The 17623-nt window shown below is 52.1% G+C and carries 17 protein-coding genes and 1 pseudogene; 12 read left to right on the top strand and 6 right to left on the bottom strand.

The window, feature by feature from the left end; genetic code table 11:
- Window positions 1–146: 146 nt before the first annotated feature.
- Both SIL79_RS14560 and putP read right to left on the bottom strand, forming a co-directional pair.
- Window positions 147–1433 (bottom strand): OmpP1/FadL family transporter, encoded by a 1287-nt coding sequence (locus tag SIL79_RS14560; protein WP_039032863.1) that lies wholly within the window; start codon window positions 1431–1433, stop codon window positions 147–149.
- A gap of 352 nt (window positions 1434–1785) precedes the next feature.
- Window positions 1786–3237: a sodium/proline symporter PutP gene (gene putP / locus SIL79_RS14565; protein WP_071475906.1), complete on the bottom strand. Its 1452-nt coding sequence runs from the start codon at window positions 3235–3237 to the stop codon at window positions 1786–1788.
- 166 nt (window positions 3238–3403) lie between these two features.
- Between putP and SIL79_RS14570 the strand changes: the two genes are divergently transcribed.
- From SIL79_RS14570 to SIL79_RS14585, 4 genes are all read left to right on the top strand, one after another.
- Entirely contained in the window at window positions 3404–3601 is a 198-nt protein-coding gene (locus SIL79_RS14570) for a hypothetical protein (RefSeq protein WP_226684043.1), read from the top strand.
- 16 nt (window positions 3602–3617) lie between these two features.
- A complete protein-coding gene (locus SIL79_RS14575) occupies window positions 3618–4211 on the top strand; it encodes a C40 family peptidase (protein WP_101094845.1) in 594 nt (197 codons plus the stop codon).
- A 65-nt stretch (window positions 4212–4276) separates the two neighbouring features.
- Window positions 4277–4906, top strand: coding sequence for a class I SAM-dependent methyltransferase (locus tag SIL79_RS14580; RefSeq protein ID WP_071475903.1), 630 nt, complete (start codon window positions 4277–4279; stop codon window positions 4904–4906).
- A gap of 198 nt (window positions 4907–5104) precedes the next feature.
- Window positions 5105–6043, top strand: a complete 939-nt coding sequence (locus tag SIL79_RS14585) for a chemotaxis protein CheV (RefSeq protein WP_233962435.1) — start codon at window positions 5105–5107, stop codon at window positions 6041–6043.
- Here the strand turns inward: SIL79_RS14585 and SIL79_RS14590 are convergent, their stop codons facing one another.
- Together SIL79_RS14590 and SIL79_RS14595 are read right to left on the bottom strand one after the other, a co-directional pair.
- On the bottom strand, window positions 6044–6682 hold the full coding sequence (locus SIL79_RS14590; RefSeq protein ID WP_233962434.1) for a hypothetical protein: 639 nt from the start codon (window positions 6680–6682) through the stop codon (window positions 6044–6046).
- 71 nt (window positions 6683–6753) lie between these two features.
- Entirely contained in the window at window positions 6754–7113 is a 360-nt protein-coding gene (locus tag SIL79_RS14595) for a DUF2750 domain-containing protein (RefSeq protein WP_071475900.1), read from the bottom strand.
- A 209-nt stretch (window positions 7114–7322) separates the two neighbouring features.
- Between SIL79_RS14595 and SIL79_RS14600 the strand changes: the two genes are divergently transcribed.
- The 4 genes from SIL79_RS14600 (at window position 7323) to SIL79_RS14615 (ending at window position 10406) form a co-directional block, all read left to right on the top strand.
- Window positions 7323–8534 (top strand): lytic murein transglycosylase, encoded by a 1212-nt coding sequence (locus SIL79_RS14600; protein ID WP_405130418.1) that lies wholly within the window; start codon window positions 7323–7325, stop codon window positions 8532–8534.
- A gap of 136 nt (window positions 8535–8670) precedes the next feature.
- Complete coding sequence (locus SIL79_RS14605) at window positions 8671–9555, top strand: WYL domain-containing protein (protein WP_233962433.1); 885 nt, start codon at window positions 8671–8673, stop codon at window positions 9553–9555.
- A gap of 70 nt (window positions 9556–9625) precedes the next feature.
- Window positions 9626–10108, top strand: a complete 483-nt coding sequence (locus tag SIL79_RS14610; protein ID WP_039032870.1) for an FKBP-type peptidyl-prolyl cis-trans isomerase — start codon at window positions 9626–9628, stop codon at window positions 10106–10108.
- A gap of 70 nt (window positions 10109–10178) precedes the next feature.
- On the top strand, window positions 10179–10406 hold the full coding sequence (locus tag SIL79_RS14615; RefSeq protein ID WP_039036157.1) for a DUF3389 family protein: 228 nt from the start codon (window positions 10179–10181) through the stop codon (window positions 10404–10406).
- A 4-nt stretch (window positions 10407–10410) separates the two neighbouring features.
- Here SIL79_RS14615 and SIL79_RS14620 read toward each other — a convergent pair whose 3' ends face one another.
- The gene (locus SIL79_RS14620; RefSeq protein WP_039036158.1) at window positions 10411–11418 is read right to left on the bottom strand and encodes a glutathione S-transferase family protein; all 1008 of its coding nucleotides are present in this window, start codon (window positions 11416–11418) and stop codon (window positions 10411–10413) included.
- Window positions 11419–11596: 178 nt separating this feature from the next.
- Between SIL79_RS14620 and SIL79_RS14625 the strand changes: the two are divergent.
- The 3 genes and pseudogenes from SIL79_RS14625 to SIL79_RS14635 all read left to right on the top strand — a co-directional run bounded on the left by SIL79_RS14625 (window position 11597) and on the right by SIL79_RS14635 (window position 15218).
- Window positions 11597–12267: pseudogene (locus SIL79_RS14625) on the top strand (alpha/beta hydrolase).
- A gap of 538 nt (window positions 12268–12805) precedes the next feature.
- Window positions 12806–14500 (top strand): bifunctional UDP-sugar hydrolase/5'-nucleotidase UshA, encoded by a 1695-nt coding sequence (ushA, locus tag SIL79_RS14630; RefSeq protein WP_233962430.1) that lies wholly within the window; start codon window positions 12806–12808, stop codon window positions 14498–14500.
- Window positions 14501–14768: 268 nt separating this feature from the next.
- On the top strand, window positions 14769–15218 hold the full coding sequence (locus SIL79_RS14635; RefSeq protein WP_028779347.1) for an Hsp20 family protein: 450 nt from the start codon (window positions 14769–14771) through the stop codon (window positions 15216–15218).
- Window positions 15219–15331: 113 nt separating this feature from the next.
- Here the strand turns inward: SIL79_RS14635 and SIL79_RS14640 are convergent, their stop codons facing one another.
- Window positions 15332–16651 (bottom strand): Na+/H+ antiporter family protein, encoded by a 1320-nt coding sequence (locus tag SIL79_RS14640; RefSeq protein ID WP_039033447.1) that lies wholly within the window; start codon window positions 16649–16651, stop codon window positions 15332–15334.
- Window positions 16652–16964: 313 nt separating this feature from the next.
- On the opposite strand from SIL79_RS14640, the gene SIL79_RS14645 reads away from it, so the two are divergent.
- Window positions 16965–17570 (top strand): peroxiredoxin, encoded by a 606-nt coding sequence (locus SIL79_RS14645; protein WP_025009505.1) that lies wholly within the window; start codon window positions 16965–16967, stop codon window positions 17568–17570.
- The last annotated feature ends 53 nt before the right edge of the window (window positions 17571–17623 follow it).

Raw genomic sequence — 17623 nt, forward strand, 5'->3', positions numbered from 1 at the left:
CGCAGTTTACACCTTCCATAAGATAACCAAGTCTTGGCGAGAATGCATCTGTGAGCTTGAATGCTGCCTGAACAACTTGTTGTTAATCAACAAAAAAGCCGCCCTGGAGGGCGGCCTTGTCAGCTTAAATTCATTGGAGCTTTGGCTCAGAATTGATAGCTGTACTGCACTGAGTAGTACATGGCTTCTGATTTGGTAATGGCGTTAACCGGGCCAACTACTGCACTGTTTTCTACCAACTCAACCTCTTCACCTTTAACAAAGGCCATGCCGAAGTCGATGGTTTGATGCTGGTTGATGTGGTAGCTCAGGCCTGCAGTGAACCATTGACGGTCAGAGTCTGGAATGGAGATAGAGCTGATTTCATCGACAACACCATTGTCGAACATGTAACCGGCACGCACGGTGAACTGCTCATTGATGTCGTAAGTTCCGCCTACACTCATCAGCCAGGAGTTTTTCCACTGATACTGCTTCAGAGGAGCATTGACATTATTGGCAATCACAGTACCTGTACCATAAATGCTGCTGACACCATCTTTGGCAGTAATTTGATCAAAGTTACCCCAGCGGGTGTATTGAGCCGTGTAATGAACCGCAAAGTTTTCGGTTAACTGGTGGAAACCGGCCAACTGGAATATGTCAGCCAAAGGCACTTCCAGCTCATCAAACAGGGTTGAAGCAAAACTGTTTGTTTGGCCTGGTAAAGGTGTCAGTGTCGCAATATGACCACTCACATCGACATTGGGGCTGTAACGGTAGCTCAGGCCAAAACGGTTGTTCTCATTTAGCTCAAGTGTGGCACCAACAATACCGCCAATGCCCCAACCATCGGCATCCACATCGACCAAAGGCATTTGATTGTAATAGCGATCAAGGTTGCCTTCGCCATAAACCAAATCCAGTCCGACGCCCAAACTCAACATATCATTGATGCGGTAGGAAACACTGGTGTTGAAGTTGATGGTGGTTACTTCGGTATTACCTATCAGATCATAAGGAGCCGCAACTGTTTTGCTATTGACCAATGATGCGCTGTCTGTGCCGGTACCGAAGTTGGAAAAGGCCGCAAAACCGACAGCCCATTTATCGTTCAAAGGCTGGATGTAATAGATGTTGGGGATCCATTTGACGCTGCCTGCATCATCAATACCACCCAGATCCACCTGGCCGCCCATGAAGTTAACGTCTTTGATATCTACCTGGACGTCAACAGTGGTGACACCAACCGAAATAGCGGCTTTGTCAAACAGTGCCATGGCGGCTGGGTTACGGGATAACACGGATGCGTTGTCTGCAATCACGGCGTCACCGGCAAAGGCACGGCCGATACCTGTGGCTGATTGGCTGTTGAGCTGGAAACCGGCTGCCAGGGTCTGGCCACTGATCAGCGCGACAGAAACTGCGATAAGAGTCTTGTTGAAATACTTCATTATTATCTTCTCTTTTATGTTTGCAGGTTGGCTGTCAGTCTTTAATACCCCACAGGCACCCGCTTATTAGTCCAGTGCATCTTATGGATGCTCCAGTGTGTCAACAACTCCGACCAGATGTGAAAAATTGTAATATTTTGGTTAATTTCTGCAAATGTGCTGCGAACGTGTCACGAACTGAAAAGTAGGTAGTTGACAGGAAAAGCAGTGATAACTGTGTTTTCAGCGATTGAAAACAACCATTGACAGTGTTGCCAAGCTGTAAAAGTTAGAGACACAATAAATTACAAACTGCGAACGCGTTTGGCGTACAAGTGTACGCCAAACTATGGCGGCGGCATAAGTATCGTGGTTAGAGGCTCTGTTTGAAGCGACTGAATTGTGTCTGTGTAGCCTCGGATGGCGGCGACAAACGGCTAACTACAATCCCGGCCAGAGTTGCCAGAATGAATCCAGGCAATATTTCATAGAGGGCGAAGATACCGCTTTCCAATTGTTTCCAGATGATTACTGTCAAGCCGCCAACTAGGATGGTGGCAATGGCGCCGTTGCGGCTGTAGCCACGCCAAAACAGTGCCAGGATGACCACAGGGCCAAAGGCGGCACCGAAACCGGCCCAGGCATAGCTCACCAGGCCCAGTACACTGGCTTCCCGATCCAGGGCAACAACCACTGAGATAATGGCAATGGCCAACACGCCGATACGACCGACCAACATCAGCTCCTTGCTTGAAGCCTCGGGCCTGAGCCACTTGCGGTAGAAATCTTCGGTGATCACGCTGGAACATACCAGCAGTTGCGAGTCTATGGTGCTCATGATGGCCGACAAGATAGCGGCGATAAGCAGGCCTCCAATCCAGGGGTTAAAGGCGACCTGAGTCAGATGGATAAATACAGTTTCCGGATTCTTGAGCGGCTCATCGGCAAAGTAGAGCGCGCCGGCAATGCCGGTCGCCAGGGCGCCGATCAGGGAGACAAACATCCAGCTCATGGCGATGCGGCGTGAAACCGGCAGATCCTTAACACTGTTAATCGCCATAAAGCGTGACAGAATATGGGGCTGACCAAAGTAACCCAGCCCCCAGGCCAGAGCCGACAGCAGACCTATCAGGGTCAGCTTATCGCTCCATAACGACAGCATGGCTGGGTCCAGGGTATCCAGGCTTTGGTGGCTCTCTGGTTGGGTAAACATGCTGACCGGGACTATCAACAGGGCGATTAACATCAAGCAGCCCTGGAAGAAGTCTGTCCAACTGACTGCAAAAAAACCGCCGACAAAGGTATAGGCCACTATCACAGCGGAACCTATCAGCAGCGCCGTCAGGTACTCGAAGCCAAAGACATTGCTGAACAGCACAGCGCCGCCCACCATGCCGGAGGAGGCGTAAAAGGTGAAAAACAGTAATATGGTGACGGCAGATACCAGTTTCAGGAGGCCGCCCTCGTCGTTGAAACGCTTCTCAAAAAAGTCTGGCAGCGTGAGAGCATTGTCGGCCATCTGGGTATAGATCCGCAGGCGTTTGGCCACCAAAAGCCAGTTAAGCCAGGCGCCCAGTAACAGGCCTATTCCCATCCAGGCTTCGCCCAGACCGCCGAGATAGACGGCGCCGGGCAAACCCAGCAGTAGCCAACCGGACATGTCGGAGGCGCCGACACTGAGAGCGGTCACCGCCGGGCCCATCTTGCGACCGCCGAGAATATAGTCATCGACCGAATCGGTCGCCTTGTAGGCCCAAAGACCTATCCCCATCATCAGAGCCAAATAGCCCAGAAAAGTTATCATTACCGGGGTTTCAATATGCATGCTGGTTTACACTTTTGTGTTGTTGTTTGGCGCGGATACTAGCAAAAGTTTGCCAAAGCGCCCATTGTTGACGGACTATGTGAAGCAGATCTGACCAGTCCAGGAAAAGATGTTCCGAAAAGTTTGCAGTAGTGAGTGTTAATTTACTCAAAAAAGGTGGGCTTAATTGGCTGAATCTTCACTAGAATTTAAACTTGCGGCTCATATTGACTTGTTTAAGGGCAAAGAGGGACTCTTGGAGCGTGGATACCGGCGTCAGGCTTTTTATATTGCAATTGTTGTATCTGCAATTAGTGCTTTGGGAACCATGCTCTGCCGCCCCGGTACGGATCTGACAGAGATGCAAACCTTCGGCGAAGGATAATATAAGGAGTATGCCTATGGCGCTGCCTCTCCTATGGCTCGGTTCTGCAGCCCTCGGCACCATTTGGCTTGCCGATGAAGGACTGAAGCGTAAGAAGATCGCCCAGAATCGATTACTCAAGGATCTGCCGGTACAGCGCGTCAAGGGGCAGGCGCGGTTGACACCCAGTGAATGGTTTCACAGCCAGAGTGTCAAACGAGTGCAGCCCGGGATGCTGGTGTGCTGCCACGTATTCGGATTCATTGAACACACAGGTATTTGGCTCGGCGACGGTATGTTGGCCGAGCTCCACGGCAGTGGCCTTGTACGGCCTGTGTCGGTGAAGCGTTTTCTGGCAGGTCGCAGCGGCAGCAAGGTGTTTGTCGCCTGCGATCATCAAAGAATGCCTTTGGTCAGTGAACAAGCACTGGCCCGCGCCGGCGAGAGCCTGTTTCAATATCGGGATTATGACCTGTTTGATAATAACTGCCACAGGTACGTGTGGCACTGTATCAGCGGCAAGCCGCAAAGGGTGAGTAGTTTTTCGCGACTCAATCAACTGTTGGAAGATTTCTTTGGTCAGGGCATCTATTGGGATCAACTGCCGCTGGAACCCTTTGGGGACGAGTGAAGATGATTGTCGCCGCAAGGGCACTTAAAAGTTAACCATGAATTATTCTGCGTGGATCGCCATTTATGCAACTCAATCGCTTTGAAAAATCGATAGTCAGGCATCCGCTGCGTTTGTGGCTGCAAAGGCGGCTGGAGCGGCGGATGTTGCTGAAGCTGTTTGCCAAGCCTTTACCGGCTTTTAGTCGCGCCTTGGAGATAGGTTGCGGCTTTGGTGAGGGAATCGCTCTTGTGCGTCAGGAACTGGGGGCGCAAGAAGTATGGGCGCTCGATTTTGATTCCGACATGGTCAGCCACTGCGCCGGGCGGTATTCGGATCAAAACTGGTTGCATCTGTGCCAGGGTGATGGCAGCGGCTTGCCCTTTGCCGATAGCCAGTTTGATCTTGTGGTCGATTTTGCCGCCTTTCATCATATTCCGGACTGGCAACAGGCGGTGGTCGAAGTGTACAGAGTGTTGCGCCCTGGCGGCTATTTCGTCATGGAAGAGCTTTATCGCGCCGCCATCTGTAATCCTTTGAGTCGACGTCTGTTTGAGCATCCCCAGGAAAACCGTTTCAATCACGCTGAACTCTTGGCTGTTGTTGAAGATAGCGGCAACTTTGAGATTATTCGTCAACACCAGTTGTCGGGGCTGGCGGGCATCATCCTGGCCCGTAAAACCTTCGGCAAGCATGAGCGGGATAATGACGTGTAGTCAGGGAGCGTGCGTGGGCTTTTGCTGTAGCCCAGCTTAACTCTATGAAGGCAGATGTTTGTAACGGATATAACAGTAGCCAAGTGCATATCATTTAAGACAATTTAGCCTAAATTTGCCCTGAAGCATGGTTTGTTCCGCCGCTTTACCACTATAATCGACGTAATATTCAGCAGTAGAATTGGACAAGTAGTTGTTATGGCAAATGTATTGGAATCAGTAGATCAACGAACCCAACTCGTCGGAGAGAATCGGCTGGAGTTACTGCTGTTCAGGATCAGTTCGACTCAGCTGTTTGCCATCAATGTTTTTAAAGTTAAAGAGGTAGTGAAACTGCCGGAACTCTCGACCATGCCAGGCAGCCACCCAGCCATCAGTGGTGTCGCCAATATCCGTGGCGTTTCGATTCCCGTTATCAATCTGCGCAGCGCTATAGGTTTCTCACCCATGCCTGTGGGCGAAGACGCCAACCTTATCATCACAGAATACAACCGTAGTGTGCAGGGGTTTCTGGTGGGCAAGGTTGAGCATATAGTCAACATGACCTGGGGCGATATCATGCCACCGCCGAAAACCGCCGGCCGCAATCATTACCTTACAGCCATCACTCGGATGGAAACCCAGGGTAAAACTGAGTTGGTGTCGATTATCGATGTGGAAAAGGTACTGGCGGAGATCATTCATTATGACGTGCGTCTCTCAGAAGGTGTGTTGGATGAATCCTTGGTGGCCAAGATGCCGGGACACAAGATTTTAATTGTTGACGATTCGCCCACCGCCAGACGCCAGGTTCGCGATACTTTGGGGCAGCTGGGGCTTGAAGTGATTGAACGCAGTGATGGCCGCGAGGCGCTGACGCTGCTTAAGTCCTGGTGCGATCAGGGGCTCAAGGTGACAGAGCAGATTTTGATGATGATCACCGACGCTGAAATGCCCGAAATGGACGGTTACCGTCTGACCTATGAGGTGCGCAATGACAAGCGGATGGCCGAACTTTTTATTACCCTCAATACCTCCCTCAGCGGCAGTTTCAATAAGGCGATGGTAGAAAAGGTGGGCTGCGATCGTTTTATTTCCAAGTTCCAGCCGGATCTGTTGGTGGAGGCCGTGCAGGACAGAATTCGCCAGCTGGGCTGATTAACGGCTGTTTTCCTGCTCCAGTTCGCGGATAAGTTGCTTTTTGGTGCGTTTGTCTGCGGCGATGTTGAGCCTGGCCAGGCGCACGGCGAAGGCAAATCTGTCGCGGCCGCAGATCGCAGTCAAGGCCTGCAGAAAGTCTTTATCCAGTGCAAAGTTTTTGGCGTAGTGCTCTATGGCGGCAAACACTGAGCTGTAGTGCAAACCGTCGAAGGCAAACCCGGTATTTGGGGTTTCGTCGCTCAGCGGAACTCCCTCGATGCACAGGGGCCAGCCCTTGGCATTGATCCTGTCTCTGGCCACTTCATACATAAACCAGGCGCTGCGTTTAAAACCGCCAAGAATTTTGCAGGAAAACTCAGATTCTTCCAGCTCTTCACGGGTCCAATTCAGCCCTATGGCCAGATGTTTAGCGTAGCGCTTCATCAATGCATCTTTAACTGCGATACGGCACTCGTATATCGAGGTGAGAGTATGTTGGCGGGCCAGCGTCAGGCACTCCTTACAGGCGGGCACGCTCAGCGAGGCATGCTCTGCATGGGGGGAGGCTTCAAAGGCGAAAATGTGCTCGCAGGGCTCGGCACAAAACCAGCAGCTGTGACGGCAATTAAAGGGGATGTCGACCATGGGACAGGGCATAGGGTTGTGCAGATGCTGCTCTGAGTCTTAAAAGAAGTCGGGAGTCTTGGTGACTCCCGACCTGATAAAGCTTATTCGGCTTCCACGTCCACCAGGAACTTGGCCAGCTCTACCGGCTCAACTTCGGGACATTCCTGCTCGGCGCGCCAATCGATACCAATCAATACGCCATCTTCGTTGAGATCTTCTATCCAGAATTCCAGTAACTCCTCCAATGGAATTGCCACGGGTGCGAAGTTGACCCACTCCTCGGTGCAATGGCTTTGGGCCACTGCCTGATCAGACCATAAAGGCATGACATCTGTGTCTTCATATTCGCTGGAATCACACACCACCCAGCCTTCGCCGGAGTCGTCCTGCAAGCCCCACACCTGCTGGTGCGCTTTGACGTTATCGATAAATTGGCTCAGTGCCGGCGCTAAATCAGTCATGATCTCTCTCTTGAGCAAGGGTTAGTGGCGCCATTATACGGCATAAGCACTGGAGTCCAAGTGAATCTTAACCTCAGATGAACAAACAGGAATAAATGCTTAAAAATCGACTCAACGACAGGGAATTATGCCTGCGGGGCTTAAAAAACGCTGAGCGACTGGTTAGGATGGAACTCGATGGGGTGTTTAATTTTTTAAGGAGTCGGAAGGTGTTCAGAGTATTATCCTGGTTTCCCCTGCTGTTGGCCACGCAAACGCTGGCAGCCCCCCAGAATGAGGATCCTGTAGAAGCCCTGATAAAGGCCGGAGAAGCGGCTTTTCCTCAGTGTATTGTGGCGATGCAGGACAAGGCCCTGAAAGAGGGGATCAGTCAACAGACCATCGACTCACATCTTAAGCAACTCAAGTTTGTCCCCAGAGTGATAGAGCTGGATCGCAGTCAGCCCGAGTTTACCCAGACATTTGCCAACTATTTCGATAAGCGGGTAACAGATTGGCGGGTTTCCAAGGGCAGGGAACTGCTGGTTGAACACAAAGCGCTGCTGGATAAGCTCAAGCGCGAGTACGGTGTGCCGCCGCAATATCTCTTGTCTTTTTGGGGCATGGAGACTAATTACGGGGGGTACAAGGGCAAGATGCCGGTGTTGGATTCGCTGGCAACCCTGGCCTGCGACTCCCGCCGTTCGGGCTTTTTTACCCAGGAGTTGATGACAGCGTTGAAGCTGAGCCAGAAATATGGTTTTGCTGCGGCTGATATGCAAGGCTCCTGGGCCGGGGCCATGGGACACACCCAGTTTATGCCCAGTGCTTATGCCAGTTATGCCGTCGATGGTGACGGTGACGGCAAGGCGGATCTCTGGAACAGCATAGACGATGCCCTGACTTCGGCGGCAAACTTTCTTGCTCACCTGGGGTGGCAGCGCAACGAACGCTGGGGCAGGGAGGTTCGCTTACCTGAATCATTTGATTATCAGCATCTGGGGCAGAAAAAGTCTCTCGCTGACTGGCAGGCGCTGGGGTTGACCCAGAGCAATGGCAGGGTGCTGCCACAGGCCCAGATGGAAGCCAGACTCTATCTGCCCGCCGGGCACGAGGGACCTGCGTTTCTAGGCTACGATAACTTCCAGGTGATCCAGCGTTGGAACCGTTCTGAGTTTTATGCCATCTCAGTAGGCCATTTGGCCGACAGAATAAGTGGCGCCGGTCGGCTTGCCAAAGCACCGCCGCAGCAAACCCGCTTGAGCCGCGCCCAGATAAAGGCACTGCAGCAAAAGCTCAATGAGCAGGGGTTTGATGCCGGAAAGCCGGACGGTATTCTCGGGCGTAACTCCCGCGCCAGTTTACAGGCGTTTCAGCTCAGCAAAGGCTTGGTGGCCGACGGTTTCCCTTCTGCCGAAACCTTTAAAGCCCTGGGACTCTAGTTCTGCTAATCAAAATGATTGCCGGTAGCCAAGGGATTGGCTAATGTTAGTTTATAAAGGCGCCAAGAAACTGCCCGGATAATGCCGGCAGCAGAGTTTGGCGTTTTCCTGCACCGATTTGAACTCAGGGAATGATATGCGCAGCGAGATGAGCAACATAGACAAGTTGAGTCACGGCCAGCGTCAGCGTCTGGCCTTTATCGATTTCAGTTTGCAATATTTTGGTCAGGTCAGTCGTCAGGATCTGATTGCCAAGTTTGCCACCGGATTGGCGGCCGCCACCCGCGACTTCAGCCTCTATCGCGAGCTGGCGCCACAGAATCTTAAGCTGATGCATCCCAGCCGTCATTATCAGCGCCAGCATGAATTCAAGCCCTTGTTTCATCACGAGCCTGAAGCCATTCTCTCGGGTCTGGCCCGTGGCTTTGGAGATGGTTTGTCACAGCCTCTGGTGCCCAGCCAGGTCTGTTTCGATGCGGTGCGGCTTATTCATCCGGATACCGAGATTATCGCGGCGCTGATGCGCTCGATTCAACAAGGGCTGGCGCTGGCGCTGCAATATGTCTCCACCTCAAGCGGCGAAACTTTTCGAGAAATAGTGCCCCATGCCCTGGTCAACAACGGTCAGCGTTGGCATGTGCGGGCATTTGACAGACTGCATGGCAAGTTCAACGACTTTGTGGTGACCCGTATCAAGCAGGCCAGAGAACTTGAAGGCTCTCCCTTGCCCAAGGAGCAACCGGCAGCCGACAACAACTGGTTGACGCCGGTGGAACTGGTGTTGGTTCCCCATCCGAGCCTGAAACACCCGGAGGCGATTATGCTCGACTATCGTATGGAGGATGGCGAACTCAAGGTGGCCAGCAATGCGGCCTTGGCCGGATATCTGCTGCGCAGCTGGAGTGTGGATTGCTCTGTTAAGCATCAAATTGATGGTGGTGTTTGTCAGTTGGCATTGAAAAACCACCAGGTGCTGGAGCGACTCGAGCATCTGGCGATAGTGCCGGGCGCGGGGCGTTAATCCAAAGCAGTGGAGTGCAGGCGACAGTTTTGTTAAGCTGCGCCGGAATCATGAATACTGAGGACTCAGAATGAGCGTTAAAGAAGATATGGTGGTGCAGTTCAATTACACACTGCGCGATGAAAAGGGTGAGGTGCTGGAAACCAACGAGGGGCACGATCCCATCGCCTATCTGCACGGCCATGACAACATGATGCCCGGAGTCGAGAAAGCCATCGAAGGCAAAGAGATAGGTGCCAAGTTCAGTGTGACCTTGCCTGCCTCTGAAACTTACGGTGAGCGGGTTGAAGGCGCTGAGCAGCGCGTATCGGTAAAACACCTGATGGGCGCCAAAGTATGGAAGCCTGGCATGCGCGCGGTCGTCAATACAGATCAAGGTCAGCGTCAAGTGACTGTGGTCAAGGTGGGCAAGTTTATGGCCACTGTGGACATCAATCACCCATTGGCCGGTCGCGAGCTGACCTTTGATATTGAAGTGGTCTCAGCCCGTGAAGCCAGCCATGAAGAGATAGCTCATGGTCATGCCCATGGCGTCGGTGGTCATCAGCACTGAGTTTGGCCTTAACTGAAAACGCCCGCTTTAGCGGGCGTTTTTGATTGAGAAACCATTGGGAGGAGAGGGGATGAAAATTAACTGCGAGCAGGGGCGATTGCTGCTGAGTCCCAATGAGCTGCAAGTTCGTTTGCCGGCCATGCAGACAGTGTTGATGGCGCTGAGCGACGATATCCGTTTGCTCAAAGGCCCTTGCATTCTGCTGGCCGATGCCGGCGCCGTGCGTTGGCAGCTGCGGCTCGACTCAGATGAACAGCTCGAGCAACTGGCAGACTTTTACGGCCTGACGCCCGAGTGATTTACTATTCCAGTCTGTGGCGTTGATGGCTGCGCTGATAGTCTAACTCGGGGCCCTGGGGCACGATGCGACTGGGGTTTATCTGTCCATGGCTGTAGTAGTAGTGCTGCTTGATATGTTCAAAGTTGACCGTGGCGGCAATACCGGGGTACTGATACAGATCGCGCAGGTATTGGCTCAGCGCCGGGTAGTCTTCAATACGGCGTTTATTGGTCTTGAAGTGACCCACATAGACAGCATCGAAACGGATTAAGGTGGTAAACAAGCGCCAGTCGGCCTCAGTGAGTTGTGAGCCGGTGAGAAAGCGGCGCTCACTCAATTGCAACTCCAATCTGTCAAGGGCACTGAACAGCTGCTCAAAGGCCTCTTGATAGGCTTGTTGTGAGGTGGCAAAACCGGCCCGGTAAACCCCGTTATTGATATTGGGATAGATGAACTCGTTGAGCGTATCTATCTCCTCTCTCAGATGGGGCGGGTAAAAGTCCAGGTTATTGCCGGTCAGATGATCGAAGGCAGAGTTGAACATACGGATGATTTCCGACGATTCATTACTGACTATGGTCTGATGATGTTTGTCCCACAAGACAGGTACTGTCACCCGACCGCTATAATCGGCCGCGGCGAGCTGGTAAATTTGGTAGAGGAATGCTTTGCCAAACAAAGGGTCTTGCTCGGCGCCCTGGATAGGGTGGCCGCCCTTGGGGCCCGCCTCTGTGGCAAATTCCCAACCATTTTCCAACATATGGGGCTCGACCACAGTCATTGAGATAAGCGCCTCCAATCCCTTCAAGGCTCGAAATATCAAGGTTCTGTGGGCCCAGGGGCAAGCGAGTGAAACATAGAGATGGTAGCGGCCCGGTTCGGCCTTGAATCCACCTTGACCACTGGGGCCCGGGCTACCATCCGGGGTGATCCAGTTTCGCAGCTTGGCATCTTCACGGACGAACTTGCCGCCGCTTTTGTCTGTCTGATACCACTGGTCGACCCATTTGCCCTGCTGCAATAATCCCATTTTTCGCTCCTTTAACCGCTTTGCCCTATGGCTCGCATTTCAGTCTAGGTGGTGGTTATTTATGGGTAAAGCGCGAAATACACGTGTTTTTATTCGAATTTTTAGAATGGTGCTGGCAAGGAATTATTAGCCTGATATGATGTCGGTCACATTTTTGCCTATCAAGAAGGATGTTGTTATGTCGTCAACTACCCTGGACGCCGTTGTTATTGAACCCCGGGAGCCGGCCACCGCCTGCGTTATCTGGTTGCATGGTTTGGGTGACTCGGGTGACGGCTTTGCCCCTGTGGTGCCGGCATTGGGACTGCCGGCCGATCACTCAATACGCTTTGTGTTTCCACATGCGCCGGAGCAGGCTGTCACTGTCAATGGTGGCTATGTGATGCGCGCCTGGTATGACATCAAGAGCCTCAATCTCCATGACAGAGCCGATATGGCTGGGGTGCTGCAATCTGAGCGTTTGGTTCGGCAACTGATAGCGCAGCAAATTGAACAAGGCATTGCTGCCAACCGTATTGTGCTTGCCGGTTTCAGCCAAGGCGGGGTGATGAGCCTCTTTACCGCACTGCGCTACCCCGAAGCCTTGGCCGGTATTATGGCGTTGTCCTGTTATTTGCCGGGGGGGAGCAGCTGCCGGAAGACTTGAGCAGCGCCAACCGTGATACACCAATCTTGCAGTGTCATGGCGAGCAGGATGATGTGGTTGCTCTCAGTGCCGGACGTATGGCCAAAGAAGCGCTCGAGCAGGGAGGATATCGGCTCGAATGGCATACATTCCCAATGGCGCACGGCGTGGTGCCGCAAGAGCTGAATCTCATCAGTCAGTGGCTGCAGGCGCGTTTGAATTAGGGAAGGTACGAATAAGTTCTAGCGACGTCCTCATTGAGAGAGTGGCTGACACAGAATTGGCATTCAAAGCTACTGCCTGAAGGCATACCTGGGGTTTGACTGGGCCGGATAACGCAGAGTACAGGTGGAACTTGTTCACACTTTCCTAATATCCAGTTTTAATTTATTGAAAAATAAGTCGTCCCATAATGGAAACGGCCTTTCAGGGGGTGTTTCCATTATCAAACAATAGCCTGCCGCTGCTAATACTTTAGTTATTTTCATATATATCAGTGCGATAGGTTTTATTGTGTGCCAAGTGCACTTTAATATCAGCAGCAGAATACGCTAAAGTATGAGAGCTCCCTGGAAGCCTATTCTAAATTGTGAACAGTTTGTGTTATTTCCCGCCTTAAAATCATGCGTTTAACTCCTGTTTGTTAATAAAAGTGACATGTTTTTGACTTAATCTTGCTAGTATGTCGGGCGCGGGAAGTTCGCTTCTCCGCTTATTAATGATGATGGTAAAAATAAATAAAAACATGGGGTTGATTTAACAATGTCTAATAAACTGATGAAAGGACTTTTGGCGACAGCCATTCTGGCTGCTCTCGCCGGTTGTAACAGTGATGACAAGGATCCGGCAGCGGAAGTCTGCGGCGCCGATAACTGCACCAAGTTCACCATTTTACACACCAATGACAACCATGGCCGCTTCTGGGAAAACAGTGACGGTGAGTATGGTATGGCAGCCCGTAAGACGCTGGTTGATCGCTTACGCAACGAAGTGGAAAGCAACGGCGGCCAGGCTCTGTTGCTCTCAGGTGGTGATATCAACACAGGTGTGCCTGAGTCGGATCTGCAAAATGCCGAGCCTGACTTTATCGGCATGAACCTGATTGGCTATGACGCCATGGCCGTGGGTAACCACGAGTTTGATAACCCACTGAGTGTGTTGGATATGCAGCGCGAGCTCGCCGAGTTTCCTATGCTGGCTGCCAACATCTACAAAAAAGATGGCAGCCGCTACTTCGAGCCTTACAAGGTTTTCGATATTAAAGGTCTTAAAGTGGCTGTCATAGGTTTGACCACAGAAGATACCGCCAAGATAGGTAACCCTGAGTTTATCGGCGAGCTTGAGTTTACTGATCCCAAAGAAGAGATCAAAAAGGTCATCAAAGAGCTCAATGATAACAAAGCCGCCGATATCATAGTGGCAACCACTCACATGGGGCACTATGCCGATGGCCAAAACGGCAGCAATGCCCCGGGTGACGTGGCCATGGCTCGCGCCCTGGAAGAGGGACAGCTGCAGGTCATCATAGGTGGCCACTCACAGAATCCGGTTTGTATGGAACCCGGTAGTCAGAGCTATGCCGACTTCAAACCAGGTGATGATTGCCTTCCTGATCAGCACAAAGGCACCTGGATCATGCAGGCCCATGAGTGGGGTAAATATGTTGGCCGCGCCGATTTTGAATATTATGGTGGCAAACTGCACCTGGTCAGCTACAAGCTGATCCCGGTCAACCTGAGAAAACTGGATGCAGAAGGCAAGAAGACAGAGGAACTGGCCGGTGAGCCGATCCCTGCCGATACCACAGTGAAGGCTGTACTGCAGCAATATCAGGACAAGGGTAGTGAAAAACTGGGCGAAATCATCGCCACTACCGATGGCAAACTGGAAGGCGATCGCGGCGTGGTTCGTGGTCAGCAGACCAACCTGGGCCGTTTGCTCGCCATGGCGCAGGCCACCAAGGTAAATGCCGATATCGGCGTGATGAACTCGGGTGGTGTACGTGACTCTATCGCCGCCGGTGATATCAGCTACCGTGATGTCCTGACAGTGCAGCCTTTCGGTAACATGATAACCCTGAGCACTATGACAGGTGCCGAGCTCAGCGATTATCTGGGTGTAGTGGCTACCATGCAGCGCGGTTCAGGGGCTTATGCCCAGATAACGGGCGTGAAAATGACAGTTGACTGTCAGGCCAAGTCGGTCGCTATCAGCGAAGTCAGCGGCAAGGATTACAGCGCAACAGATAGCTACACCTTCACTGTACCCAGCTTCAACGCAGCGGGCGGTGACGGCTATCCCAAGCTGGATCCGGTACAAACTGGCTATGTTGATGCCGAAGTCTTCTACAGCTTCCTGAAAGAGAAACAAAGCATCAAGGCCGTTGATTACGAGCCGGTAGGCGATATCGTTTATGAAAACTCCAACAGCCCACTGGGTTGTGAAGTGCCTCAGTAAATAGCACTTTAAGTCACTTTACAGGCAGCCCTTCGGGGCTGCTTTTTTGTGGCAAAAGAGCAGGGCAGTCATGTGGCTTTGAGTGATTTTTAATCAATTAATTCTACCGACACTTGAAATACTTTTGCCCGACCTTATCTATTGAGTGTCGGCAGGGAAAGTGCCTTGACCGATAAATTAAAGGCCGTGCCATTGGGCGGCCAGTGAAACCTAGGGTGCGATGATTCGGCCCGACACTACATATTGCTTAATCTATGAGGATATGACTATGCGTAACTATGATTTGACTCCCCTTTACCGCAGCGCTATCGGTTTTGATCGTTTGGCCCGTTTGGCCGAACATGCCGCCGCCAACAATGGCAATGCCGGTTACCCTCCATACAATATCGAACTCCTGGGTGAGAACCGTTACCGGATCACCATGGCGGTTGCAGGCTTTGCCATGGATGAGCTGGAGATCACCAGCGAGGGTGAAAAGCTGTTGGTGAAAGGCACCAAGGGCGAACAGGCCCCGGAGCGTAAATACCTGTATCAGGGCATTGCCGAGCGCGGTTTTGAACGTACCTTCCAGTTGGCCGATTATGTGACCGTCGAAGGCGCCCATCTGGAACACGGTCTGCTCAATATAGATTTGGTGCGCGAGATCCCTGAAGCCATGAAACCGCGCAAAATTGAGATAGGCTCAGGTAACCGCTTGATAGAAGAAACTCAGGCCTGAAACAGCGCCGATAAGCTAAGTCCCGGCTTGTAAAGCCGGCCGCTAAAGCAAAAAAGCCAGTCTGATACAGACTGGCTTTTTGTATTCAGGGTTATCACTCCCCAAGGCAGTGCTTAGAGTACCATGGCGGCAATCCAGCCGAAGATCAGCAGCGGGATATTGTAGTGAATAAAGGTTGGGATCACGCTATCGCGGATATGGTCGTGCTGACCATCGGCATTCAGGCCGGCGGTGGGGCCGAGGGTTGAGTCCGATGCCGGTGAGCCGGCATCCCCAAGCGCCGCGGCGGTGCCGACCAGGGCGATAACCGCAGGCACAGAGAAACCAAAGTTCAGCGCCAGTGGCACATAGATGGTGGCAATAATGGGGATGGTCGAGAAAGATGAGCCAATACCCATGGTGATCAACAGGCCCACCACCAGCATCAATAGTGCGCCCAGGCCCTTGTTGTCACCAATCAACTCACCTATGGCACTCACCAGAGTTAGTACTTCACCTGTTTGTTTGACCACGGCGGCGAAACCGGCGGCGGCTATCATGATAAAGCCTATGTTGGCCATCATGCGCACACCTTGGTTAAAGATATCTTCATCGGCCACATGTTTGAGCGCGCCGCTGAATGAGAAGATCATAAAGCCGACCAGCGCGCCGAAGATCATCGAATCTGTCTGCAGCTGCACCAGCAGAGTCGCTAGAATAGCCAGCACGGCAATGAAGATGTTGCGCTTGCTGAGGCCGGTTTCCGGTTCGGCGGCGAGGATCTGCTCTTCCCGGTATTCTCTTGGCTTGCGATAGCTGATAAACACGGCCGTCAGCAGCCCGGTCAACATACCGGCGGCCGGGATGAGCATGGCTTGGGGAATGTCCCCGGATTGAGCCTCTAAGCCGTTGGACTGTAGGTTTGCCAGTAGTATGTCGTTTAGAAATATGCCGCCAAAGCCAACCGGTAACACCATATAAGTGGTGACCAGACCGAAAGTGATAACACAGGCAACCAAACGCCTGTCCAGCTTGAGTTTGGACATCAGATGCAAGAGGGGCGGCACCAGAATGGGGATAAAGGCGATATGGATAGGCAGAATATTTTGTGAGCTGATAGCCATGGCCAGCAGCGACAGCAGCAACAGGCTGCGAACCCACTTGAGGTTTTGACTATTGGGATCCTTGCCAAGAGCCTTGATCACTGTAGTGGAAATCAAAGTGGTCAGCCCGGAATGTGACAGGGCCACGGCAAAGGCGCCGAGCAGGGCATAACTCAGGGCTATCTGGGCACCACCGCCCAGGCCGGTATTGAATGCCTCTATGGTCTGGTGGATGTCCAGTCCTCCCATCAAGCCGGCGACCAGGGCGCTGATCGTCAAGGCGATCACCACATTGACCCGGGCCAGGCTGAGAGCGAGCATCAGACAGACGGCAATCACAACTGCGTTCATAGTAAAGTCTTATTCGCTAAACAAAGGGGCTATTTTTGACTGGGGGGGCTTGGATGTCCAGCTGCAATCAGTGTTTGCGGCAAAAAAACTGCCTTTGTGAACTGGATCCTGAGGTTATTGAATCGCTTTGTGAGCCAGGTTGTTGCCGTGACCGCACACTTGCCGATTTCTTATCCAGACAAGCCTTAATTTGGGGCAAAAGCGTGATATTGATCCTAAATAGGTTGTCAGGTGCATGGCACCTCTTATAATGGCCTGTAGTTAAAACGGATTCTGTTTTATTCACAGCTCAATCCATAGATGGAGGTATAAAATGAGCGTATTAGTAGGCCGTCCGGCTCCGGACTTTACTGCAGCAGCTGTTCTGGGTTCTGGCGAAATTGTTGACAGCTTCAACCTGACTGCAGCAATCAAAGGCAAGCCTGCGGTAGTGTTCTTCTACCCACTGGATTTCACCTTCGTGTGCCCATCTGAGCTGATCGCTTTCGATCACCGCATGGAAGAGTTCAAGAAGCGTGGCGTTGAAGTGATCGGTGTTTCTATCGATTCTCAGTTTACTCACAATGCATGGCGTAACACCCCAGTGGAAAAAGGCGGTATCGGCCAGGTTCAATACACTCTGGTAGCCGACGTTCGCCACGACATCTGCAAGGCTTACGACGTTGAACACCCAGAAGCCGGTGTGGCTTTCCGCGGTTCTTTCCTGATCGACAAAGAAGGTATGGTGCGTCACCAGGTCGTTAACGATCTGCCTCTTGGTCGTAACGTCGATGAAATGCTGCGTATGATCGACGCGCTGCAATTCCATGAAGAGCACGGTGAAGTTTGCCCGGCAGGTTGGGAAAAAGGCAAGAAAGGCATGAAAGACAGCCCAGACGGTGTTGCTGCCTATCTGTCTGAGAATGCTGAAGAACTGTAATATAGTTTAAGTCTGCATCTGCAAAAGCAGTCTTAAAGTACAATGCCGTTCAG

Origin of the sequence: Shewanella indica (assembly GCF_033842865.1) — a bacterium.
Classification (GTDB): domain Bacteria; phylum Pseudomonadota; class Gammaproteobacteria; order Enterobacterales; family Shewanellaceae; genus Shewanella; species Shewanella indica.